The following is a 23,806-nucleotide window of genomic DNA, read 5'->3' on the forward strand; positions in this document are numbered from 1 at the left end:
GTTACGGTGCTCACCAGTCGTGCACCGTGCCGTCAACGAGGCGGTTGTAGGGCAGGTAGGCCTGCTGGTACGGGAACGCCAGGGCGGCCTCCACGTTGAACTCGACGCCGATGCCGGGCTTCTCGCCCGGGTGCAGGTAGCCGTCCTTGAACGTCATGGACTGCTCGAACACCTCGTTCGTCTTGTCCGAGTGCTGCATGTATTCCTGGATGCCGTAGTTGTGGATGGCCAGGCCCACGTGCAGCTGGGCGGCAAAGCCGACCGGGGAAATGTCGGTGGGGCCGTGGAAGCCGGACTTGATCTGGTACTGGGCGGCGAAGTCCATGACCTTCTTCAGCGGGGAGATGCCGCCGAAGTGGGTCGAGGCCGCACGGACGTAGTCGATCAGCTGTTCCTTGATGATGGTCTGGAAGTCGTAGACGGTGTTGAAGATTTCACCGATGGCCAGCGGGGTGGTGGTGTGGTGGCGGACCCAGCGCAGGGCCTCCTGGTTTTCAGCCGGGGTGCAGTCCTCCAGCCAGAACAGATCGTACGGTTCCAGAGACTTGCCCAGCTTGGCGGCCTGGATGGGCGTCATGCGGTGGTGGCCGTCGTGCAGCAGCGGGATCTCCGGGCCGAACTCGTTGCGCACGGCCTCGAAGACGGTGGGCAGGTGGCGCAGGTAGGCGCGGGTGTCCCAGTCCTCTTCCTGCGGGAACGCGCCGCGGCCGGCGGGCTCGTAGTCGTAGCGCTCGCCCGAGGCCTGGGCCTGGGCGGCGACGCCGTAGACGGCCTTGATGCCGGGGATGGCTGTCTGGATGCGGATGGACTTGTAGCCCAGCTCCAGGTGCTCGCGGACGGAGTCGAAGAGCGCCGGGATGTCGGCACCGGAGGCGTGGCCGTAGGCGCGCAGTCCGTTGCGGGAGGCACCACCGAGGAGCTGGTAGACCGGCAGGCCGGCGATCTTGCCCTTGATGTCCCACAGGGCCATGTCGACGGCGGCGATGGCGGCCATCGTGACCGGGCCGCGGCGCCAGTACGAGCTGCGGTACAGGAACTGCCAGGTGTCCTCGATGCGGTGCGGATCCTTGCCGATCAGCAGCTGGGCGATGTGCTCCTTGAGGTACGCGGCAACGGCGAGCTCGCGCCCGTTCAGGGTCGCATCGCCGATGCCGACGACGCCCTCGTCGGTGGTGACCCGCAGGGTCACAAAGTTGCGGCTGGGACTGGTGACGAAGACTTCGGCGGCAATGATTTTCACGGCGGTGGTCCTTCCGGGATGTGGGTGGGTGCTAGGTGCTAGTTGGACGGGTGTTCGGGCTGCGCCGGCGTGGCGTCGGGGCCCTGGGCTGCCCTCTGGCCGGCGGCCTCGGCTTCCTCGCGGCGGGAAGCCTCGAGCCGGTCGGCACGGCGGGCGGTGATGTCGGCCACGATTTCCTTGTGCTTGGCATCGGTCAGCGGGTAGGCGAGCATGACCACCAGGGCCAGCACCGCGAAGACCAGCGGCAGCAATCCGGCGCCGGCGCGGATGCCCAGCAGGGCGTGCTCGGTCTGGGCTCCGCCGCCGGCCGTGTAGCCGCCCCAGGCCAGCGCGTAGGCAGCGAGCGCGCCGCCCACGGCCTGTCCGGTCTTGCGGGTGAAGGAGAACAGGGCGTAGGTGATGCCCTCGGTGCGGATGCCTGTCCGCCATTCGCCGAATTCAACGGTGTCGGCTTCCAGTGCCCAGACGAGCATGTTGACCAGCGTGATGCCCAGCTGGCAGATCATGACGCCGGTGAAGGCCAGCCACACCATGTTCGCCGGTGCGAAGAAGACCACCACGCCACCCAGAGCCATCAGCAGGCTGGCGGCCAGGTAGATGCGCTTCTTTCCGAAGGCGCCCACCAGCTTCGGCAAGATGGCGGCCAGGCCGAAGGTCAGGAAGATGTTGATGATGGACATCACGGCGTACAGCGGCAGGGAGTGCAGGACGTCGCGGAAGTAGTAGATCTGGACCGATCCCACGGCCAGCTGGCCGGTCAGGAACAGGAAGGAGCTGATGCACAGCAGCAGCAGCGGCTTGTTGCCCTTGAGCGTGGCCAGGCTCTGCTTGAGGCTCGCCTTGGCGACCTCGCGCACCACCCGCTCCCGGGTGGTGAAGACGGTGAACAGGTACAGTCCGGTGCCGACGACGGCGAACACAATGGTCAGCGTGGTGAACAGCGGCTGCAGGTTGGCGCCGCCCTTCATCAGCGGGGCGATGAAAATGCCCAGGAACGAGCCCACTGCCACGGCACCGATGGTGCGGGCGCTGGCGAGCTTGGCACGTTCGCCGGCCACCTGGGTCATGGCCCCGGCCAGCGAACCATAGGGGATGTTCACAAAGCTGTAGGCCAGGCCGAGAAGGGCGTAGCTGACGTAGGCCCAGAGCAGCATGCCGCTTTGGCCGATCTGCGGGATCGAGAACGCGGCCACGCTGAGCAGCAGCAGGGGGACGGAGCCGAACATGATGAACGGGCGGAATTTCCCGAGCTTCTTGTGGTAGGTCCGGTCCACCACCCGGCCGGCCAGCACGTCGGCGAACGCATCAAAGATGCGCACCACCAGCAGCAGCGTTCCCGCCGCGGCCGCGCTGATGCCTGCGACATCCGTGTAGTACAGCAGCAGGAACATGGTGGCGGTGGTGAAGGCCAGGTTGTTGGCCGCATCGCCGGCGCCGTAGCCGAGAATGCTCATTTTGGGCAGCTTGGCCGGTGCCGCAGGGCCGCCTGCCGTGTGCCCCGCCGTGGCCGTGGTCTTGTGTTTTGTCATGGTCATCGTGGGCTCCTTTACCCGGCGCTTCCCCAAGTGCAAGGTGTTGCTCATGTTGCTTGATTGATGCGTGCCGTGCGCCTGTGGCGCGGGACGGCTAGTTGTTCAGGGCCGTCCAGCGTGCGCGCAGCTCGTGGGCCGCGGCCTTGGGGCGGCGGTCCCGGGTGAAGACACCCTTCTTGTTGCCGTCCACGCGCATGATGCCGTTGGACGTGGCAAAGTCGGCAAAGTTCCACACATGTTCGCCCACCAGGGCCTCGACCCGGTCGAAGACCCGGTGGTACATGGCCAGGAACTTGCTCTGGTACTCCTCGCTCCACGGCTGGTCGTAGAGGGAGTGGAATCCGGGCAGTGTGTCAGCGCCGTATTCGGCCATGATCATGGGTTTGCCCAGTTTGGCTTCCCAGCCCAGCAGCTCGCGCTCCAGCACGGCCTCGGCGCTGGCCAGGTCACCGTTTTGCAGGTACCAGCCGTAGTAGCGGTTGAGCATGATCACGTCGAAAAGGTCGGTGATGGTGTCCTTTTCGAAATCGTCGAACATGACGTTGACGTAGCCCACGGGCCGGGTCGGGTCCAGGTCCCGGGCCAGCTGGGCCAGCGGGGCGAAGTAGTCCCGGGCGCCCGCCTCGGAGGAATTGGGCTCGTTGGCGATGCTCCAGATGACCACGCTGGGGTGGTTCTTGTCGCGGGCAATCAGCTCGGTGATGGCCGCCCGGTGGCTGGCGGCGGTGTCGCCATTGACGAAATGCTCGCCGTAGGTGGACACCGGGGCGCCGCCGAAGACGCCGGCGAAGGATCCGTTGAGCCCGACGGCGGGGGTCTCGTCGATGACGACGATGCCGTGCCGGTCCGCGAACTCCATGACCTCTTCCGCGTAGGGGTAGTGCGAGGTCCGGAAGGAGTTGGCGCCGATCCATTCCAGCAGCGAGAAGTCGTTGACCATCTGCGCGTTGCTGTGGGCCTTGCCCACCGTCACGTGGTCCTCGTGCATGCCGAAGCCGGTGAAGTAGAAGGGCTCGCCGTTGATCAGGAACTGCTTCCCGCTCACCTCTATGGTGCGGACACCGAATGGCAACCGGTATTCATCCACCAGCGCCCCGCCGTCGTGGACCTGGACGGCGAGGGTGTACAGGTAGCCGGCGCCCGGCTGCCAGAGCACGACGTCGTTGATCGCCACGGCGCCCTCGGCGCCGTCGCCCGTGGCGACCAGCGCGCCGGCGGCGTCCAAGACCTGGACCGAGACGGCGGCCGTGGCGGAGAGGTTGGCGACGGCGGCGGTGTAGTCCACGCGGCCGGTGCCGCCCTCGAACCCGGTGACGACGGTGATGTCCTCGACCCGGGTGGCCGGGGCGCTGTAGAGCCAGACGGAGCGGTGCAGGCCCGCGTAGTTGTAGAAATCGTGCATGTACTTCTGCTGGCGGCGGCCATCGGAGGTGGCCTCGATGCTGCCCGGCGGGATGGTGGCCTGGGTCAGCTCGTTGTTGACGGCGATGGTGAGGCGGAAGGTCTTCCCCGCGGCGACGTGCCCGGCGATCTCGGCTTCGAAGGGGGTGTAGCCGCCCTGGTGGCTGGCGACGAGCGCCTCGTTGACGTAGACGTCGCCGTAGTGCGTGGCCGAATCCAAACGAATGAAGATGCGTTCCCCGGCCCAGCCGCGCGGCACACGGACCTCGCGCTGGTACCAGAGGTAGCCCACGTGGTCGCGGATGCCCTGGTCGGCGAAGAGGTCGTTGAAGCTGGACGGGACGCCGATTTCCAGGGCGGTGTCCAGCTCCGCGGCAAACCAGCGCTCCTGCGCTCCGGTGCGGTCGTAGTCCACCTTGAAGGCAAAGAGCCCGTCAACATTGACGAGTTCGCGGGTGGGGCTGTTTTGGGGCTTCAGCATGGCTGCCTTTCAGTGCGCTTCTTTGCGCTCGCGTCCTCCCTCCAAGGAGGTGCCGAGCGTGTGAGCTGCGTTACCAAAAGTAAACCACTTTCGGCAACGGTTGGCAACCGATTGCCAGAAATTTCTTTTTCGTTCACATCTTTTGTCTTTTCGCCGCGAATCGCCCCGGACATGCCGAAGGCACCCTGCCGTCCTCCGCGGTGCGGGCGGCAGGGTGCCTTCGGGTACTCGCAGGGTTAGGCGCCCTCCAGCGCCGCCGTTGCGGTGAGGGTCTCGATGCGTGCCTTGAGCTGGTCCACGACCACGGGATCGGAAGCCCACGCGGGATCCAGCACCGCCAGCAGTGCGCGCAGGCCCTCGTCGGGGCCCAGCTCGAGGGCGGCACCCAGTTGGCCGGCGGCGGCGTCCTTGATCTCGACGCCCCCGCTGTTGGCACTGCGCAGGAAGGCAACCCAGGCGGCCACCATCGTTGCCGCGGCGTCCCCGCTGCGGCCCTGGGCACGCTCGGCGTTGAACACCGGCACGGCGCGCATGCGCAACTTGGAGGATCCGTCGATGGCAATCTGTGCCAGGTGGTGGGCAATGCGGGTGTTGGCAAAGCGCCCGAGCAGGGCTACCCGGTAGGCCGGAATGCCCAGCCCCTCGGCCGGGAGGTTGGCCTCGGCCTCGTTCCAGAAGTCCTCCACCCACTGCGCGCACACGGGGTCCGCCAGCGCCTGGGCCACCGTGGCATGCCCGCGCTGCGAGCCGGCATAGGCCAGCAGCGAGTGGGCACCGTTGAGCAGCCAGAGCTTTCGGTTTTCGAAGGGCTCGATGTCCTCGACGAACACCGCACCGGCGTCTTCCCAAGCTGGCCGGCCCGCGGGGAAGGATCCGCTCAGGACCCAGTCGCGGAACGGCTCGGTGACCACGGGCGAGGAATCGGTGAACCCGGTGGCGGTTGCCACCAGTTCCACCTCGGCGTCGGTGGTGCGCGGGGTGATCCGGTCGATGGAGCTGGAGACAAAGCTGACGTTGGCGCCAATCCACTCCGCCAGGCCGCCGTCGACCGCAACGGCCAGGCCGCCGATGGCAGCCTTGGCCGCTTCCCCGTTGCTGGAGAGGTTGTCGCAGGAGACGACGGCGAACGCACCGGCGCCGGAGCGACGCCGCGCGTCGAGGGCCTGGACCAGGCGCCCGGTGGGCGTTGCCGCCCAGCTGGCGCTATCCGCGCCGGCCACGACGCCGCGGAGCAGCGCGATGTCCGCGGCAATGTCCGGGTGCGTGGCGTCGAGGGTCCCGTCGGCGCCCAGCCGGTACGCGGCCTCGGTGATGGTCAGCGTGGCAATGGCCGTCGCAGGATCGGCCACCAGCTCGCACAGCCGGGCGACGTCGGCGCCGTCGTTCGCTTCAACGATGCTGGAGATGACCTCGAACGAATCGCCGTCGCCGGAGCGCTCGATCAGCGTGTACAGCCCGTCCTGGGCGGCCAGCGCGAGGGCCGCGTCGGGGCGGCGGCCGGTGAAGGACGCAATGCCCCACTCCCGGGCCGGATCCGCCTGCTGGGTGTACCACGCCTGGTGCGCGCGATGGAAGGCCCCGAGGCCCAAGTGGACGATGCGCACCGGAGCCGGCGGACCGGCGGCAAAGGTGGTGCGGTTCAACGGCTGCGTGCTCATAGCTTGAAGGCCCTTCGGGGTGCGGCGTCGACGATGTCAACGATGATGGAACGGGCGCGTTCCTCCGAGACCCGGTGCTCGGCCACCAGGCGGGCCAGGAAGCTGGCCTCCACACGGCGAGAGGTGTTGTGCCGGGCCGGAATGGAGCAGAACGCCCGGGTGTCGTCGATGAATCCAGAGGACCGGGAGAAACCGGCGGTTTCCGTCACGGCACCCCGGAAACGCATCATGGCGTCGGGGGCGTCCAGGAACCACCACGGCGCGCCGATGAACACGGCCGGGTAGAAACCGGCGAGAGGCGCGATCTCGCGGGAGAACACGGTTTCATCGATGGTGAACGGGATGAAGTGGAAGCCAGGTTCCGTGCCGAAGTCCGCCAGCAGCGGGCGCAGGGCCTCGGTGTAGGTCACGGCAAAGGGGATGTCGTGGCCGGTGTCGGCACCGAAGCGGTTGAACGTGGCCTGGTGGTGGTTGCGGAAAACGCCCGGGTGCAGCGTCATGACCAGGCCGTCGGCCACGGACATCCGCGCCATCTCGTACATCATGTGCGCCTCGAAGACGTCGGCGTCGGCCGCCGTGGCCTCCCCGCGCAGCGCCTTCTCGAACAGCGCCTCGGCGGTGGAGGCATCGATCTTCAGCGTCATCGCGGTGCGCGAGCCGTGGTCCGCGGACACCGCCCCGTGCTCCACGAAGTACTGCCGGCGGTTCTCCAGCGCGCGGATGTAGCCGGCGTAGCCGCCCCCGCCCTCGCCGGCCTCGGCAATCAGCCGCTGGACCTTCTCGGCCCAGCCGGCGCCGTGGAACTTGATGTAGGCATCGGGGCGGAACGTCGGCAGCACCCGGCCGCCAAAGGTGGGATCCGCGGCCAGTGCGGCATGGGCGCCGAGGTCATCCAGGGGATCGTCCGTGGTGGCCATGACCTCCAGGTTGAAGTCCTTGAACAGCTGCCGCGGCCGGAAGCCGGGCTCCTGCAACCGGGCCTGGAGCTGGTCGTAGAGGGCATCGGCGGTCGCGTCGCTCTGGTCGCGGTCCAGCGCGCCGAGGTCCAGCTTGAAGACGTTGGCAAACTCGTCGCGGATCCAGTAGCCGGACGCCGTGCCGTCAAACAACGGCCAGGCCTTGGCGAATTCGCGCCAGGATTCACGGGGCTCGACGGCGGTGGTGCCGCCCATCCGCAGCCGCTCCAGCGGTGTGCCGTTGGCGTGGATGAGGCGGGTGACGTAGTGGTCGGGGCTGACGAGCAGCGTGGCCGGGTCGCTGAACGGGGTGTCGTTGAGGATCATCGCCGCCTCCACATGCCCGTGCGGGGAAATGATGGGCAGGTCCTCGACCAGGCTCAGGAGTTCGCGGGCAATGCTGCGCGTTCCGGGATCGGCGGGCAAAAGCCGGTTGGGGTCAGCTGCCATCGGCGCTGATGAAGGTGACTGTGACATAGATCAATCGTCGGCCCACGGCCGTCGTTTGTCAACCGGTTGCCAAAAAGTTGCCAGGGTATTTTTCAGGGCTGTGCGGGGGCTCGTCCGGTGGATCCGCGCAGCACCAGTTCGGTGCTGAGCAGTTCGGCCTCGGGCGCCTCGGCACGGTTGTCCAGATCGGCCAGGATCCGCAGCAGTGCCGCCTCGCCGGAGGCGCGCAGCGGGGATTTGATGGTGGACAGCGGCGGCGTGGTGAAATCGGAACCGAAGATGTTGTCGAAGCCCAGGATGCTCACGTCGTCGGGAACCAGCAGACCGGCCTGCTGGAGCTCCTGCATCAGGCCGATGGCCATGAGGTCGTTGTAGCAGAACACCGCCGTCGCCCCGCTGGCCCGCACCGCTGCCGCGGCCCGGCGGCCGCCGTCGACAGTGGGCACGCCCGAGGCAACCATGGAGACGCCGAGGGAGGACCATTCGCAGCGGGCCCGGATGCTCTCCCAGCGGCGGGCCGACATCCAGGACCGCTCGGGGCCGGCAACGTAGGCCAGTCGGGTGTGGCCCATGGCCACCAGATGCCGCACGGCGGCGGTGACCCCGGGCTCCGTGTCGGCCACCACCGAGTGGACGCCGTCGACAAACCGGTTGATGACGCTGGTGGGCTTTTGCGTGGCCAGTTCCCGGATGTCCTCATCGGAGAGTCGCGGGCTGGCCAGGATGATGCCGTCCACGTTGGCCATCATCCGCTGGGCGGTGGTCAGCTCCATCTCGGCGGACTCGGCGGACTCGGCCAGCACCAGGGTGTAGTTGTGCTCGGCGGCGGCGGATTCGGCACCGCGGATGACGTCGAAGAACGCCGGGTTGGTGATGTCGGAGACGATCAGGCCAACGGTGTGGGTGCGGCCGGTGGGCAGTGCACGGGCAAAGACGTTGACCCGGTAGTTCAGCGCCGCGGCGGCATCTTCGATCAGTTTCTGGGTCTTGGCGCTCACCCGGCCCGGTTTGCTCAGCGCCCGCGACACGGTGGAGGGGTTCACACCGGCCATTTCGGCAATGTCGTAGATGGTGGGCGCAGCCTTGGGCGTGCGCGGCACGGCCCCGCGGGGAGGGGGAACGTCCTGGCCTGGGTTCTGAGCGGCATTGGTCACAGCTGCCATCGTACCCGCGAAGGCACGATGGCAGCTGATTTCTGGCAACCGCTAGCCGCGTGTGGGGAACTTGCCCTCTTCGCCGATGCGCTTGTTCAACAGGTCCAGGAACTCGTCCTCGTCGAAGTCCAGGCCCACTTCCTCGCCCTTCCAGCTGGAAAGGTGGATGGCGTTGGCCAGCCGGACACCGTTGATGCCGTCCGAGCCCGGAGCCAGCAGCGGCGTCCCGTCCAGGACATTGGCGGCGAAGTTCTCCAGCACGCCGGCATGCTGGGCACCCCAGGCGGACTCGAACTCGATGACCTCGGTGGTCCGGTAGTCGTCCATATCCAGCTGGCCGGTGAACAGTTTCATGACATCGCCCATGTCCATGGAGTTGCTGATCTCGCGCTCGGTCTTCTTCAGCCGGGTCACGGTGGCCGTCTTGGAGCCCTCGACCACAATCTTGCCGGCGTCGCCGAGGATCTCGAACCGGTCCGTGCCCACCATGTCGTGCGTGGCGGTGACGAATGTTCCGGTCGCGCCGTTGCCGTAGTCGACGACGGCGGTGACCTCGTCTTCGACGGCGATGTCGCGGCGGAAGCCGTAGGAGACCTTGGCGAAGACGGATTTCGGCACGCCGCAGATTCACTGCCACAGGTCCAGCTGGTGCGGTGCCTGGTTGACCAGGACGCCGCCGCCCTCTCCGCCCCAGGTGGCGCGCCAGGCGCTGGAGTCGTAGTAGCCCTGCGGACGCCACCAGGTGGTGATGATCCAGTTGGTGCGCAGGATGTTGCCGATCTCGCCGTTGTCGACAATCTCCTTCAGGCGCTTGTACAGCGGGTTGTTGCGCTGGTTGAACATGATCCCAAAGGAGAGCTCAGGCTTGCTGGCGGCAAACTCGTTGAGCTCCTTGACCTGCTTGGTGTAGACGCCGGCCGGCTTCTCCACCAGGGCGTGGATGTTGCGCTGCAGGGCGGCAATGCCCATTTCCGGGTGCAGGAAGTGCGGGACACAGGTGACGATGGCATCGACATCCCCGCTTTCCAGCAGCGCCACATAGTCCTCATAGACCGGGACGCCGGGATAGGTCGCGGCGGCCACTTCCCGCTTCGCCGGGTCGGTGTCGGCGATGGCGCCGATGACCATGTTGGGCACCTGCCCGTCGGTGATGAACTTGGCGTACATGCCGCCCTGCTGGCCCAGGCCGATGATGCCGAGGCGTACCTTGTTGCTCATGGGTGTTGCTCCGTTTCGTTGCAGAAATTCAGTATTCGGTGAGGGGTCTCGACAGGTTAGAACAGGTCCTTGAACCCCAGGCCGATCAGGTTGTCGTAGGAGGTCTGCAGCGCATCCCATACGGTCCGCCCATACAGCTCGTCCTGCTCCACCAGCATGTACTGCGCCCCGGCCGCCTGCGCGGCGGGGACGATGGAGGCGAAGTCAAGGTTGCCCTCGCCCACCTCGGCAAACTGCACCACGTCCTTGAACTCCGCCATGAAGCCGGCAATGTCTCCGGTTTCCAGCTTGCCGAAGGCCTCCGGAGCGAGCGCGCCGATCCGGTAATCCTTCAGGTGGACCATGGCCGTGCGGCCGGCATACTTTTCGATGGTGCGCACCGGGTCCAGGCCGCCGCGCTGGACCCAGTGGACGTCCAGTTCCATGCCCATGGCCGCGGAGTTGTCCGCAATGATGTCCAGCATGTACTTGCCGCCGAATTTCGCGAACTCAATGTGGTGGTTGTGGTAGTACAGGCCGATGCCGTGCTCCGCGAGCTGCTCGGCGTAGCCGTTCGCCTCCTTGGCGAAGTCAATGACGGCCTCGATGGAGGACATGGCGGAAAAGGGAAGCATGCCGATGCGCAGCAGTTTGCTGTCCAGGCGCTTGGCGTCGTCGACAATCTTCGCGAAATCGTCCCGCAGCGACTCCCCCGGCCGGCCCACCGGCTTCTCCACCGCTACCGACAGGGCCGCAATGTCGATGCCAAGCTCCGTGCGCGATTTCTCCAACTCGGAGACGTTGGCCTCGTTCATCTCGATCTGTGAAATCTCGACGGCGTTGTAGCCGATCGCATTGACCTTGCGCAGCGTCTCGAAGGCGCCCGCCTCCGCGAAGCTCTCGCGCAGCATCATTGCCTGTACACCGATTTTTGCCATGCTCATTTCCTCCTGTTGGTGGTTCCGGTTGTTGCGTGCGGTCCCGTCGATCAGACGGCCACGCCCGCCTGCTCAGTGGTTTGGCGCTGCAGTTCCAGCAGCCGGTGCCTGTCGGCGCGGCGCTGTTCCTGCCGGTCCGGGTCCGGCACCGGCGAGGCAAGCAGCAGCCGCTGGGTGTAGGGGTGTTCCGGGTCCCGGGTCACGACGGCGGCCGGGCCCTGCTCCACGATTCCACCGTGGTACATGACGGCAACGCGATGGCTGATGTGCCGCACCACGTCCAGGTCGTGGGAGACAAAAAGGTAGGAGACGCCTGTGTCGCGCTGGATCTGCAGGAACAAATCCAGCACCACGGCCTGGGTGGAGAGGTCAAGGGCACTCACCGGCTCGTCGCAGACAATCAGCTTCGGGGACAGCGCCAGGGCCCGGGCAATCGCCACGCGCTGGCGCTGGCCGCCGCTGAACTCGCGGGGCAGCCGGTTGATGGCGTCGGAAGGCAGCCCCACCTGGTCCAGCAGTTCCCTGACCCGGGCCCTGGCCTGTGCCGGGGACTGGCCCTGGACTCCCAGCGGCTCTGCCAGGATGTCGCCGATCTCCAGCGATGGGTTCAGCGAGGTGTACGGGTCCTGGAACACCACCTGCAGGTCTCGGCTGAGGGCCCGGCGCTCCTTTCGGGTGGCATGGCTGATGTCCTTGCCGTCAAAGGTGATGGTGCCCTGTGTGACGGGCGCCAGCCCCAGCACGGCTCGGCCGAGCGTGGTCTTGCCCGAGCCGGACTCCCCCACCAGGCCCAGGGTTTCCCCCGGTTTGATGGAGATGTTGATGTCCGTCAGGGCCCGGAACGGCCTGGCCCGGAAGTGCTTGGTGGGGTAGTCCACCACCAGCGAATCCACGGTCAGCAGGTTGCCGGCCTTCTCCTGTGCCGCGCTCTGGCGGTTCTGGGCTGTGCTCACAGTGCTGCCTCCGTGCCCGATGTGACGAGCATTGTCATGGGCTCCTTGCCCTCCAGCATGGACCCCAGGAGTTTCTGGGTGTAGGGGTCGGCCGGGTTGCGCAGGATCTCGCGCACCGGCCCCTCCTCGACCAGCCGGCCGTTCTGCATGACGACCACGCGGTCGCAAAGGTCGGACACGACGCCGAAGTTGTGCGTGACCAAGATGACGCCCACGTTGAGCCGGCGCTGCAGGTCGCGGATCAGGTCCAGGACATCGGCCTGAACCGTGACGTCAAGGGCGGTGGTGGGCTCGTCCGCGATGATCAGGTCGGGCTCGCAGCTGATGGCGCCGGCGATGAGGACACGCTGGGCCATGCCGCCGGAGACCTCGTGCGGGTACGCCTTGAACGTGCGGTCTGGGTAGAGGATGCCGACGTCGGCGAGCAGTTTCAGCGCCCGCTTGGTGGCCTCCTGCTTGGAGATCCCCAGCACCCGCATCATCGGGGTCACCAGCTGGTAGCCGATGGTGAACGCCGGGTCCAGGTTGGACATGGGCTCCTGGGGGATGTAGGAGATCCGCTTGCCGCGCAGCGGCGAAAGCCGGCCCTGGTTCACCCTGTCGTCCCCCGGGGCGACGGTGTAGTTGCCGTCGAACTGGATGCTGCCGGCGACGATCCGTGCATTGTCCGGGAGCAGCCCGAGGATGGAGAACGCGGTCTGCGACTTGCCGGAGCCGGATTCGCCCACGATGCCCAGCACCTCGCCGCGGTCAACGTGGAAGGAGACGTCATCGACCACCTTTTTGATGGAACCGTCGGCCTGCGGGTAGCCCACGCCCAGGTGTGAGACCTTCACCAGATGGTGTTCGGTGCCCGATTCTACGGCTGCAACAGACTTGCGGCTGGCCCGGGTGCTGGGCTCCGCCGCCGTGCCGGCCGGCGCTGTTCCAACGGGCTCCGGCAGCTTCTTGGGGGCCTTGACCTTGGCGGCATCTTCCAGTGCGTCCCGGATGGCATTGCCCAGCAGCACCAGCGCACCAATGGTCAGGCCGATGGCCAGCGCGGGCCAGAGCAGCAGCGTGGGACTGAGGTAGACGTTCTTGAAGCCCTCGTTGAGCATCACACCCCATGTGGCCACCGAGGAATCACCCAGGCCCAGGAATTCCAGACCCGACTGAATCGCAATGGCAACACCGCACACCATGGAGGTCTGGATGATGATCGGTGCCCGGACCACCGAGAAGATGTGGCGCGAAATGATGGCGGCGTCGCTGAGGCCTGCCACCCGGGCGGCGTCGACGTAGAGCTCGTTGCGCACGGCCTGGACGGAGGTCCGGGTCAGGCGGAAGAAGCCGGGGCTGATCAGGATGCCGAAGGCAACCATGGAGATCCAGACCGAGGGACCCAGCGCCGCGCGGACGGTCAGCAGCACGATGATGCCCGGAAGGCTCATCAGGATGTTGACCACCCAGTTTGCCACGGAGTCGAACTTGCCGCCGTAGTAGCCGGCGATCAGGCCGGTGGGCAGCCCGATGACCACAGCGACGGCGGCACACAGCAGGGCGGACAGCAGCGTGGTTCGCGCACCGAAGACGAGCCGGCTCCAGACGTCGCGCCCCACGCTGTCCGTGCCCAAGAGGTTCACGGCGTCGGGCTGAGCCAGGGTCTTGCCGATGTTGGCAAAATTCGGCTCGAAGGGGGCCAGCACATTGGCCAGCACCCCCAGCACGATCATGACAGCCAAGATGGCAATGGCCACGATGCCCAGTGGGTTCTTGAGCACCCGCTTGATGGGGTGGGAGCGGACCACCGTGCCGCTCTGCCCGGTCAGGGCCGGGGTGAGTTGGATTGGCTCGCTCATGAGACACGCACCTTGGGATTGAGCCAACCGTTGATGAGATCCACCAGCAGGTTGACGATGATGACGATGATGACGATGTACAGCACCACGCCCATGACCAGGGGGATGTCCCCCATGGTGGTGGACTGGACGGCCAGGGCGCCCATGCCGGGCAGCGCAAAGATCTGCTCGATGATGACCACACCGCCGAGCATGCCGATGAACTGCAGGCTCAACACGGTCAGGCCGGCGGGGGCGGCGCTGCGCAGCACGTGCTTGAAGAGGATCTCCCGTTCGCTGATGCCGCGGCTGCGCAACGTGCGCACGTAATCCTTTTCCAGCTGCTTGATCACCGCGCTGCGGATCTGCTGGGCGCCTCCCGTCACGCCGTTGATCAGCAGGGCGATCACCGGCAGGGTCAGGGAGGCAACCCAGGCCGGCGCCCCGGAATCAGGGGCAATGGAGCTGGTGGCCGGGAAGAATTGAAGCTGGATGGCAAAGAGGGTGACCAGGATGATGGCCAGCACAAAGCCGGGGATGGCATCGCCCACGATGGCGGCCGTCTGGACCACGCGGTCGATCCAGCCGCGCTTGACGGCTGCGGCCATGCCCAGGATGGTGGCGCAGATGGCGATCAGGATGATGGCCACCACCACCAGGGTCAGGGTGATGGGCAGCCGGCTCATGAGTGCCTGCCCCACACCCTCGGAGGTGAACCATGACGTGCCGAGGTCGCCGGTGATGGCATGAGAGGCCCAGCCGAAGAACCGTGCCAGGAGCGGCTGGTCGAGGCCGAGCTCTATCTCTTTGGCCTGCACCTGCTCCTGGCTGGCGAACTCGCCCAAAATGTTGCGCGCAATGTTCGCGGACGAAAAGTAGAGCAGGAAATATGTGAGGAAGGATATGGCGGCCAGCACAACAATGCCTGCGGCTATTTTTCGAAGAATGAACGTAACCATTACTCGCTCCAGTGGGAGTATGTCAGATAAGTGGGACAGCCCGGGAGCGGGAGGCCCGCTCCCCGGCGGATCGCGTGGCTACTTCGCCGGTGCGTAGTTGTAGATGGACGGAACTGCCTGCTGCAGCTGCGGCGTCACGGTGATCTTCTTGTTGGAGTAGTACATCTGGTTCAGGCGGTACATCGGGACAAACCAGGCATTCTCGGTGATGTACTGGTTGACCTTCTTGGCCAGCTCCGAGCTGTTGCCGCCACCGTTCTGAACGGCGCCGATCAGGGTCTTCAGCTCATCGGTGCTGTTCTTGAACGGGTTGTACAGCGCGGTGGTGGAGACCATCTGGTTGATGGCCACCCAGGGCTCGCCCTGGTAGAGCTGGAAGGTGCCTGCGGAGTACTTGCCGGCGGCCATGTCGGCAACGAGGTTGGCGGGCGGAATCGTTTCAGGCACCAGGGTGATGCCGACATCGGCCAGCTGCTGCTTGAACACGGCGTTGATCGGGTCAAAGGCCGCAACCGTGGGAATCTTCAGGGTAAAGCCGTTCGGGTAGCCGGCCTCGGCCAGCAGCGACTTGGCCTTGGCCGGGTCGTAGGGGTACATGGTGTCCAGGGCCGGCACATAGGCGCCGCTCTCCGGGCCGAAGACCTGGTTGGTCACGGTGCCCTGGCCCAGGAACTGCTGGTCCAGGATGGTCTTGCGGTCAAAGGCGTAGTTGATGGCCTGGCGGACCTTGACGTTGGCCAGTTCCGGGGTGATCTTCCCGTCCCGGTCGTAAAGCAGGATGCCCTGCCAGTCGACCTGGCTCTTGTTCAGCACCATGCCGGAGCCCTCGGCCTGCTTGCCCGTCTTGGGGTCCAGCAGGGCCGCATCGATCTGGCCCGAGACCAGGGCGTTGGTGCGTGCCGTCAGGTCCACGAGGTACTTGATGGTGATCTTGTCGAACTTCTGCAGGTCCTTGTTCCAGTAGCCGTCGCGCTTGGTGAAGACGTACTGCGAGCCCTTGACGGTGTTCTTCGTGTCCAGCACATACGGGCCGGACCCGTCGGGGGCGGTCTTGATGCCGTCCGTGCCGATCGCCTTCGGGCTGGCGACCAGGCCGGCGGCCTGGGTCAGGTAGTAGGCGAAGGCCGGGGGGGGGGGGGGGGGGGGGGGGGGGGGGGGGGGGGGGGGGGGGGGGGGGGGGGGGGGGGGGGGGGGGGGGGGGGGGGGGGGGGGGGGGGGGGGGGGGGGGGGGGGGGGGGGGGGGGGGGGGGGGGGGGGGGGGGGGGGGGGGGGGGGGGGGGGGGGGGGGGGGGGGGGGGGGGGGGGGGGGGGGGGGGGGGGGGGGGGGGGGGGGGGGGGGGGGGGGGGGGGGGGGGGGGGGGGGGGGGGGGGGGGGGGGGGGGGGGGGGGGGGGGGGGGGGGGGGGGGGGGGGGGGGTCGGGGGCGTTGAGGGTGATGGCAATGGTGGCCGGGTCCACGACGGCGACGCTCTTCAGCGAGGCAACCTGGTACGCGTCGGTGCCCTTGGCTTCCTTGAAGTGGTCCAGATTGGCTTTGGCAGCCGCGGCGTCGAACTTGGTGCCATCGCTGAAGGTGACGTCCGTGCGCAGGCTCAGCGTCAGCACAGTGTTGTCCGCATTGTATTCCCACTTGGTGGCCAGCATCGGAGTGAGCTTGCCGTCCGGTGCGCGGAGGATGAGTGTGTCGTAGGCGGACTGGAAGAAGGGCATAAAGTGCCCGATGTGGGCATCAATGGGATCGAACGACTTAATATCGTTGACGCTGCCCAGGGTCAGCGACGTTGCTGCCGCCGGTGCGGTGCCGCCGGCGCCGCCGCTGGTGCCGCCGCCGCAGGCTGCAAGGGCAAGCGTGGTTGCCGCAATAGCCGCGACTACCGCGGCCTTTGGACCAAACTTCATTGTTGGCTCCTTGTTGGGGAACGTCCTTGGAACCAAGGACGGGAAGAACGGGATCCGCAGATGGTCCATGTGGCGCGGGCCACATTTAGCTGCGTCTGCTCTAGGTTACTGACGATGGCATCTGTTGGCAACCGATTGTCAAAACTATTTTCACAATTGGTCTTTTTCGTTGTCACCCACGCGACAAATTGCCGCAACAATCGGTTGGATGCCACGCTCGTGTGCCGCACAACCGGTTGTTGCGGTGTTGCAGACTGGCCCTAGGACACTGCTGAACAATTTGGATGGTTTAAGGCGCGCCTGCTGGACTTCGGGTCCTGGTCCTTAAGACTGGATGCATGCAAGGAATTGAAGAGGCCCAGCGCGGGTATTTGGATGTGGAGGCGCTGGCCGGGGAGCTGTTGGCCCCGGGGAGTGCCTACGCGTTTCTGGCCGGGCACCGCTCGGAGCTTTTCCCGGACTCGATGATGGAGGACCTGTTTCCCTCCAAGCGGGGCAGGCCCTCGATCCCGGCCGGCGTCATCGGCACCGTCCTGGTCCTGCAGGCCCTGGAGGGTTTGTCGGACCGGGCCACGGCCGAAGCCTTGACCTTTGACCTGCGGTGGAAGGCCGCCTGCGGGTACGGGCTGACCGAGACCGCGTTCCATCCCACGGCGCTGGTGCATTGGCGCAACCGCCTGCGCGGCAGCAGCAACCCGCACCGCATCACCGAAGCCGTCGCCCAGGTCATCACCGCGACCGGGGTCCTCACCGGCCGGCACCGCCGGGCGGTGGATTCGACCGTGTTCGCCGATGCGGTGGCCCGGCAGGACACCATCACCCAGCTGATTGCCGTGATCCGCCGTTTCGGCAGGGCCATGGAGCACGGGGCCACGCTCATGGCGGTCCACGCGACCTCCTACGATTACTCGCATGTGGGCAAGCCGGACATCGCCTGGGACGACAAGGAAGCGAAGGACGCCCTGCTCTCGGGGCTGGTCACCGACGCCCTGGCCCTGCTTGGCGCGGTGGATCCCGTCACCCTGGAAGAAGACTCGCCGCAGGCGCAAACCTACATGCTGCTGGCGTTGGTTTCGGGCCAGGACGTGGAGCCGGCCGAGGGTTCCGACGGCACCGACGGGCGGTGGCGGATCGCCCGGAAGGTCGCCCGGGACCGGATGGTCTCCATCGTGGATCCCGAGGCCAGGCACGCGCACAAGTCCCGCTCGGTGATGATGGACGGGTTCAAGGGACACATCATTGCCGAACCGGAAACCGGGCTCTACACCAGCGCCGTGATGACCCGGGCCGCCGGCCCCGGTTCCAGCGACGCGGAAGCCGGGATCGAGCTGCTGGGCAGCGACCCGAGCATGAAGGACGATGGCACGGATTACCAGGTGCTTGGGGACTCGGCCTACGGCTCCGGGGCCATGCTCGAACACCTCGACGGGGCCGGGCACCAGGGGCTGGTCAAGCCCAGGCCGCTGCGCCCGGCAGTGCCCGGCGGCTACGACCTGGACGACTTCACCCACGACGAAGACAAGAACACGCTCACCTGCCCCAAAGGTGAGGTGCGAACCATCAGCGCCAGAGGCAACGTGAACTTCGGCACCGCCTGCAAGGCCTGCCCGCTGCGTGAGCAATGCACCACGGCCAAGGGCGGGCGCAAGGTCGTCATCACCGTCCACCACGCACGGCAGCGCGCCCACCGGGCCGCCGCCCTCGAGCCCGGGTTCCGGCACGACTACCGGGCCTACCGGCCCCTGGTGGAACGGTCCATCGGCTGGCTGGTCGCCGGAGGCAACCGGGCCCTGAGATACCGGGGCGTGGAAAAGAACAACGCCTGGCTGCAGGTCCGCACCGCCGCGCTGAACCTCCGGCGACTCCTGAACATGGGCCTCACCCGCGAAACCGGGGCCTGGGCCCTGGGATAAGACCCGGAAAGGGACCCAGCCACCGTCCCCGCCCAAATCCAAGCCGCGGCGAGCCCCGGATGGACGTACAAGCCCCGCGAAATCCAAGCACCAGATTTCCGGCGCCCAGAAAGGAGACCCCGAGCGGGCCGCTAAAGGCTCCGGAAAGGATGCGAAAGCGAAACCCGCGGCCCGAATTGCCCCTTGTTCAGCGCACTCCTAGGAGACGGTGCCAACCGCTGCCGGATAGCTCTGCCGGTAGAGGACCTTGATGATGCGTAGCGACTTTGCCGCCTCCGCCGGATCGATCCAGAAGGGGCCCTCCTGGCCCAGCTGGGCGTAGAAGTCCCCGATCAGCAGGGCATGCGAGACGCCCCAATAGCCTCGGCCGCCCGAGACGGCGGCCCGCTCGGGCGTGACCTCCACCCGGCCGTCGTCGTAAGTGACAGTCAGATCATCGCGCAGGCTCAAGCGGGCCTTCTCGGTGCTGATGTCCAGGGTCACCGGCGCATTGACCGCATTGGAGAGGGTCGCGTAGAACACGCTCCGCGCGCCATTCGTGTGGGTGAGCGCCAGGTCCGCTGTGTCTTCAACCTCGATCGCATCCCCCAGCGTGCGGGTGCAGGCCCCGCCGGACACGGAATCCACCTCCCCCACCAGCCACTGGAGCAGGTCCAGGGTGTGGATGGCCTGGTTCATCATCAGACCACCGCCGCCGCCCGCCCAGGTCCCCCGCCAGGGCCGGTCAAGGTAGTACTCGGCGGTCCGGCTCCACATCACCGTCGCGGACGCGCCGAGCACCCGCCCCAGGGATCCGGTGGCCAGTAGCCGCTGCATTTCCTGCACGGGGGCGTTGTACCTGTTCTGGAAGCAGATCCCGATCCGGGCGGTGCTGGCCTGCGCCGCCTCCACCAACCGCTCCCCCGCCGCCAGAGTGTGGGCCAACGGCTTCTCCAGGATCACGTTCACGCCCGCTGCCAGCGCATCGACGGCCAGGTCGACGTGCGTGTTGTGCGGGGTGCAGATGTGGACCACCTCCGGCCGGACCTCGGCCAGCAACGCCCGGTGGTCCACATACCCGGGGACACCGTAGGCGGCCACGGCTTTGGCCAGCCGTTCCTGATCCGGATCGCATACGGCCACCAGTTCTGCCTCGGGATGGTCCCCGATGGCATCAAAGTGCACGCTCGAGACATCTCCACAACCAATTACTGCCACCTTTGGCATAACTGCTCCTTTTGGCTACACACTGCAAACGGGACGATCAAACCTGGCGGCCCCTGGGTACGGGCCGTTGCTGCGTTAGCGCAGGCAGACACCGATGGCGTCGGTTGCGGAGCGGAACGCCCGTGCTGCCGCGCCGAATGCCTCCGGGCCGGAGAAGCCGCCCAACTCATGCTGGGCTGCCAGGTGCGGCTCCAGGGAGGCAAAGCCCGAGTAGCCATCCTGGCTGAGGGCAGTCAGCGTCTCCACCAGCTGGCCGTCGCCCTTTCCGGTGGGCACCACTTCGCCGCTGCCGGCCACGGCGTCCTTGACCTGCAGGTATTCCAGATACGGGCGCAGCATCGCGTAGGCCTCGGTGAACGGCTTGACACCGACCTGGACAAAGTTGGCGTTGTCCCAGGCAGCGCGCAGCGCCGGGGATGCGACGGTTTCCATCAGGTCCAGCACCCGCTCGGGGGTGTCGCCGTAGATGTCCTTCTCGTTTTCGTGCAGCAGCACCACACCGGCCCGCTCCGCCTCGGCGGCGAGCAGTGTCATGCGCTCCATCACGGCATCGCGGATCCCTTCGGGGGTCTGCTCCGCGGAACGGAAGAAGGAGAAGATGCGGATGTACTTGGTGTCCAGCGCCTTGGCGACGGCGATGATCCGGCGGAGCCGGGCCAGCTCGTCCGCCGCCGGCAGGGAAATGTCCACCTTGCCGATGGGGCTGGCCACGGCCGAGACCTTCAGGCCCGCGCCGTCGAGGATTTCCTTGAGCTTGGCGGTCTGGACGTCGTCGAGGTCCACCACATTGGTGCCCCAGGCGCTGCGGACCTCGATGTGGCTGGCCCCCAGGGCCAGCAGCACGGCCGCCTGGACAGCGGGATCGGGGTCGATCTCGTCACCAAAGCCGGACAATGTCCACGTGGCGGTTGCGGTCTGCGTCATGGGGGTCCTCCAGGGATCGGGCCTGCAGATCCGACGCCGCCGGGGCCAGGGGCCGGGGCTTGCGTCGCTGCAGCCAGTGTTTTCAACCGTGATTGGCTTCACAATTGCATTGCCTTGAGCTTAGCCATCCAACAACTCTTTGACAACCGATTGCCAAATCATGGCAAACGGCTCTATGGTTGCCTTCTGCACAACGTGTCCCCGCTCACATCCCGCGGCCGGGGCCCCTCTCATCCAGCGAAGAATGAGGCACGAGCCATGAGCGTTCCCCTCGGCGCCCCAACGGACCGCCCGGCCACCATCCATGATGTGGCCACCCTGAGCGGCGTCGCCGCCTCCACCGTTTCCCGCGCCCTCTCCACCCCGGACCGCGTCAACATCCGCACCCGCGTGCGGATCGAGGCCGCTGCGGCACAGCTGCACTACATCCCCAACGCCCAGGCCAAGGCGCTCAGCTCCGGCCGCACCGGGGCGGTCGCAGTGCTGGTGGCCGACATCACCAACCCGTTCTATTTCGACATCATCCGCGGCACCCAGCTCCAGCTCAAGGCCGCCGGCTACACCCAGCTGCTGGTCGACACCGAAGAGTCCGAGGACGTCGAGGCCAACACCCTGGAGCAACTGCGCAAGAGCGCCGACGGCGTCATTGTCACGGCCTCGCGGCTGCCCGACGAGGCGCTCGCCGCAGCTGCAGCCAAGCTGCCGATGGTCACCATCAACCGCGACGTCCCGGGCGTGCCCTCGGTGCTGCTGGATACGCCCACGGCCACCAATCAGGCGCTGGACCATTTGATCTCGCTGGGCCACAGCCGGATCGCCTTCATCGCCGGCCCCGCGTCCTCCCGCTCCAGCCACCGGCGCTGGGAAAGCCTGGAGGCCGCTGCCCAGGAGCATGGCGTGGAATTGGTGCGGTTGGGGCCGTTTGCCCCGCACACCCATTCGGGGGCGGCGGCCGCAGATGCCGCGGTGCACAGTGGAGTCAGCGCAACCATTGTCTTCAACGACCTCATCGCCATCGGCATGCTGGCCAGGCTCCGCGAGCGCGGTGTGCATGTGCCCGCGGACATGAGCATTGTGGGCTGTGACGACATTTTCGGCGCTGACTTCTGCAGCCCGCCGCTGACCACCGTGACGGCCCCGGTGGAGCAGGCCGGCCGGACGGCCGTGACGCTGCTGCTCAGCCAGATCTCGCCAAACCATGGTGCCGCGCCCCGGCGCCAGGCCGTGCTGCCGACGCATTTGACCATCCGGGCCTCCACCGGCCCGGCACCGGTCCGCCGCTGAACGGATCCGGCTTGCGTGCCGCCTGGCGTCCCCGCCCGGTTCCGGCGGCTACCAGCTTTGCGGCACCGGCCGGCCCTCCTCGTAGCCGGCGGCGGACTGCACCCCCACCACCGCCCGCTCGCGGAATTCCGCCAGCGTGGACGCGCCGGCGTAGGCCATGGAGCTGCGCAGCCCGGCGGTGATCATGTCCAGCAGGTCCTCCACGCCCGGGCGGGCCGGGTCCAGGTACATGACCGAGGAGGAGATCCCCTCCTCGAACAGGCCCTTGCGTTCCCGGTCAAAGGCGTCCTCGCCGCGGGTGCGGTTCTGCACCGCGCGGGCAGAGGCCATGCCGTAGCTCTCCTTGTAGCGCCGGCCGGCCGAATCCACCAGCAGGTCCCCCGGGCTCTCGTAGGTGCCGGCAAACCAGGAGCCGATCATCACAGACCGGGCCCCTGCGGCGAGTGCGAGCGCCACATCCCGCGGATACCTGACCCCGCCGTCGGCCCAGACCGAGGCGCCCAGCTCATCCGCGGCGGCAGCGCATTCCAGCACGGCGGAGAACTGCGGCCGGCCCACGGCCGTCATCATCCGGGTGGTGCACATGGCCCCGGGCCCGACGCCGACCTTGACGATGTCGGCGCCGGCAGCCACCAGGTCCCGCACGCCGTCGGCGCTGACCACATTGCCGGCCACCACCGGCACCCCCGGGGCCAGGGCGCGCACCGCCCGCAGCGCGGCGAGCATGGAATCCTGGTGGCCGTGGGCGGTGTCCACCACCAGGGCGTCGGCCCCGGCGTCCAGCAGCGCGGCGGCCTTGGCCCCGACGTCGCCGTTGATCCCCACGGCGGCGGCAATGCGCAGCCGCCCGCCGGCGTCGGCGGCCGGGGCGTACATGGTGGAGCGCAGCAGCCCCCGCCGGGTGAGCACGCCGGCCACCGCACCGCCGCGCAGCACGGGCAGCAGGTCGGTGCCGGCCGCCTCCAGCGTGGCAAAGGCGGCGCGCAGCGCCCCGTCCAGGGTCTCCTTGGCCTCCCTGGGCGTGCTGGTGCCGGCGTCGGCGTCGGCCCGGATGGCGTCAAAGGGTGCCGCATCCAGGGTCGGGACAGTGGCGTGCAGCACCGAGGCCAGCGAGGCAAAACGGTCCACGCCCTCGCAGTCACTGGCGCGCACCAGGCCCAGGAAAGTGCCGTCGGCGCCGGCCACCAGCACGGCGCCGTGGGCGCGCTTGGGCATCAGGTGGATGGCATGGACCACGGTATCGGTGGGGCTGAGCACCACGGGCGTTTCAAAGACCAGGTCACGCGCCTTGACCCAGGCCATGGCGTCGCGGACCACCGGCAGCGGAATGTCCTGGGGCAGCACCGCCAGGCCGCCGCGGCGGGCCACGGTTTCGGCCATCCGTTTGCCCGAGACGGCGGTCATGTTCGCCACCACGACCGGAATGGTGGTGCCCGTGCCGTCCCCGCCAGCCAGGTCCACGTCCATCCGGGACCGGATCGCCGAGGCGGCCGGCAGCAGGAAAACGTCGGAATAGGTCAGGTCCGTGGTCGGTGTGCTGATCAAACGCATGGGGACTCCCTCCAGGGCACGGCACAATCCGGGGCGGCGGCCAAAGGAGGCACCGCAGGCACCGCTGCTGCGAGTCTAGCCATTGGCGTTCACCGATTGGTGTGACATCGGGCTCAGATTGGCTACGAGCTTCAAATGGTAACTAGACTGGCAAGAGGTATGGGTCTACGGACCCGAACCAGAATCAGCTGAAACCGAAGGGCCCTTGCCTGAAGAATTTCCACCAGTGGAACTTCTTTGCGTCCTTCGGCGGCTAGCAAGCGGGCAACTAGAACTCACGGAAGAGGCGTA

17 protein-coding genes and 1 pseudogene are annotated in these 23,806 nt (G+C 67.2%); 2 read left to right on the plus strand and 16 right to left on the minus strand.

Annotated elements, in window-relative coordinates; genetic code table 11:
- Positions 1-10 precede the first annotated feature (10 nt).
- From manD to ACQCSX_RS08355, 13 genes and pseudogenes are all read right to left on the minus strand, one after another.
- Entirely contained in the window at positions 11-1,240 is a 1,230-nt protein-coding gene (gene manD / locus ACQCSX_RS08295; RefSeq protein ID WP_427018524.1) for a D-mannonate dehydratase ManD, read from the minus strand.
- A 38-nt stretch (positions 1,241-1,278) separates the two neighbouring features.
- The gene (gene uidB, locus ACQCSX_RS08300) at positions 1,279-2,775 is read right to left on the minus strand and encodes a glucuronide transporter (RefSeq protein ID WP_427018525.1); all 1,497 of its coding nucleotides are present in this window, start codon (positions 2,773-2,775) and stop codon (positions 1,279-1,281) included.
- 91 nt (positions 2,776-2,866) lie between these two features.
- Positions 2,867-4,654 (minus strand): beta-glucuronidase, encoded by a 1,788-nt coding sequence (uidA, locus tag ACQCSX_RS08305; RefSeq protein WP_427018526.1) that lies wholly within the window; start codon positions 4,652-4,654, stop codon positions 2,867-2,869.
- Positions 4,655-4,890: 236 nt separating this feature from the next.
- Positions 4,891-6,312: a mannitol dehydrogenase family protein gene (locus tag ACQCSX_RS08310; protein ID WP_427018527.1), complete on the minus strand. Its 1,422-nt coding sequence runs from the start codon at positions 6,310-6,312 to the stop codon at positions 4,891-4,893.
- Positions 6,309-7,745 (minus strand): glucuronate isomerase, encoded by a 1,437-nt coding sequence (gene uxaC / locus ACQCSX_RS08315; RefSeq protein WP_427018528.1) that lies wholly within the window; start codon positions 7,743-7,745, stop codon positions 6,309-6,311. Before uxaC ends, ACQCSX_RS08310 begins: the two co-directional genes overlap by 4 nt.
- A gap of 65 nt (positions 7,746-7,810) precedes the next feature.
- Positions 7,811-8,872: a LacI family DNA-binding transcriptional regulator gene (locus ACQCSX_RS08320; RefSeq protein WP_427018529.1), complete on the minus strand. Its 1,062-nt coding sequence runs from the start codon at positions 8,870-8,872 to the stop codon at positions 7,811-7,813.
- Between the two features lie 51 nt (positions 8,873-8,923).
- Positions 8,924-10,210, minus strand: a pseudogene (locus ACQCSX_RS08325) (Gfo/Idh/MocA family protein).
- Positions 10,147-11,013 (minus strand): sugar phosphate isomerase/epimerase family protein, encoded by an 867-nt coding sequence (locus tag ACQCSX_RS08330; protein WP_427018530.1) that lies wholly within the window; start codon positions 11,011-11,013, stop codon positions 10,147-10,149. The pseudogene ACQCSX_RS08325 and the gene ACQCSX_RS08330 overlap by 64 nt, the downstream one beginning before the upstream one ends.
- A 44-nt stretch (positions 11,014-11,057) precedes the next feature.
- Positions 11,058-11,960: an ATP-binding cassette domain-containing protein gene (locus tag ACQCSX_RS08335; protein ID WP_427018531.1), complete on the minus strand. Its 903-nt coding sequence runs from the start codon at positions 11,958-11,960 to the stop codon at positions 11,058-11,060.
- Positions 11,957-13,801, minus strand: coding sequence for a dipeptide/oligopeptide/nickel ABC transporter permease/ATP-binding protein (locus ACQCSX_RS08340; protein ID WP_427018532.1), 1,845 nt, complete (start codon positions 13,799-13,801; stop codon positions 11,957-11,959). Before ACQCSX_RS08340 ends, ACQCSX_RS08335 begins: the two co-directional genes overlap by 4 nt.
- Complete coding sequence (locus ACQCSX_RS08345) at positions 13,798-14,739, minus strand: ABC transporter permease (protein ID WP_427018533.1); 942 nt, start codon at positions 14,737-14,739, stop codon at positions 13,798-13,800. Before ACQCSX_RS08345 ends, ACQCSX_RS08340 begins: the two co-directional genes overlap by 4 nt.
- A gap of 78 nt (positions 14,740-14,817) precedes the next feature.
- Positions 14,818-15,849, minus strand: a complete 1,032-nt coding sequence (locus tag ACQCSX_RS08350) for an ABC transporter substrate-binding protein (RefSeq protein WP_427019011.1) — start codon at positions 15,847-15,849, stop codon at positions 14,818-14,820.
- Positions 15,846-16,706 carry an ABC transporter substrate-binding protein gene (locus ACQCSX_RS08355; RefSeq protein ID WP_427019012.1) on the minus strand — a complete coding sequence of 287 codons (861 nt, stop codon included), beginning with the start codon at positions 16,704-16,706 and terminating at the stop codon, positions 15,846-15,848. The genes ACQCSX_RS08350 and ACQCSX_RS08355 overlap by 4 nt, the downstream gene beginning before the upstream one ends.
- A gap of 269 nt (positions 16,707-16,975) precedes the next feature.
- Here ACQCSX_RS08355 and ACQCSX_RS08360 point away from each other — a divergent pair, with 269 nt between their 5' ends.
- The gene (locus tag ACQCSX_RS08360) at positions 16,976-18,550 is read left to right on the plus strand and encodes an IS1182 family transposase (RefSeq protein WP_427018534.1); all 1,575 of its coding nucleotides are present in this window, start codon (positions 16,976-16,978) and stop codon (positions 18,548-18,550) included.
- 198 nt (positions 18,551-18,748) lie between these two features.
- Here ACQCSX_RS08360 and ACQCSX_RS08365 read toward each other — a convergent pair whose 3' ends face one another.
- Together ACQCSX_RS08365 and ACQCSX_RS08370 are read right to left on the minus strand one after the other, a co-directional pair.
- Positions 18,749-19,756, minus strand: coding sequence for a Gfo/Idh/MocA family protein (locus ACQCSX_RS08365; protein ID WP_427018535.1), 1,008 nt, complete (start codon positions 19,754-19,756; stop codon positions 18,749-18,751).
- A 75-nt stretch (positions 19,757-19,831) separates the two neighbouring features.
- Positions 19,832-20,680 carry a sugar phosphate isomerase/epimerase family protein gene (locus ACQCSX_RS08370; RefSeq protein ID WP_427018536.1) on the minus strand — a complete coding sequence of 283 codons (849 nt, stop codon included), beginning with the start codon at positions 20,678-20,680 and terminating at the stop codon, positions 19,832-19,834.
- Positions 20,681-20,938: 258 nt separating this feature from the next.
- On the opposite strand from ACQCSX_RS08370, the gene ACQCSX_RS08375 reads away from it, so the two are divergent.
- Positions 20,939-21,964 carry a LacI family DNA-binding transcriptional regulator gene (locus tag ACQCSX_RS08375; RefSeq protein WP_427018537.1) on the plus strand — a complete coding sequence of 342 codons (1,026 nt, stop codon included), beginning with the start codon at positions 20,939-20,941 and terminating at the stop codon, positions 21,962-21,964.
- A 48-nt stretch (positions 21,965-22,012) separates the two neighbouring features.
- Here the strand turns inward: ACQCSX_RS08375 and ACQCSX_RS08380 are convergent, their stop codons facing one another.
- On the minus strand, positions 22,013-23,515 hold the full coding sequence (locus ACQCSX_RS08380; protein WP_427018538.1) for a GuaB1 family IMP dehydrogenase-related protein: 1,503 nt from the start codon (positions 23,513-23,515) through the stop codon (positions 22,013-22,015).
- Between the last annotated feature and the right edge of the window lie 291 nt (positions 23,516-23,806).

The sequence above is a fragment of the Pseudarthrobacter sp. P1 genome, assembly GCF_050156935.1.
In the GTDB taxonomy this organism is placed as follows: Bacteria; Actinomycetota; Actinomycetes; order Actinomycetales; family Micrococcaceae; genus Specibacter.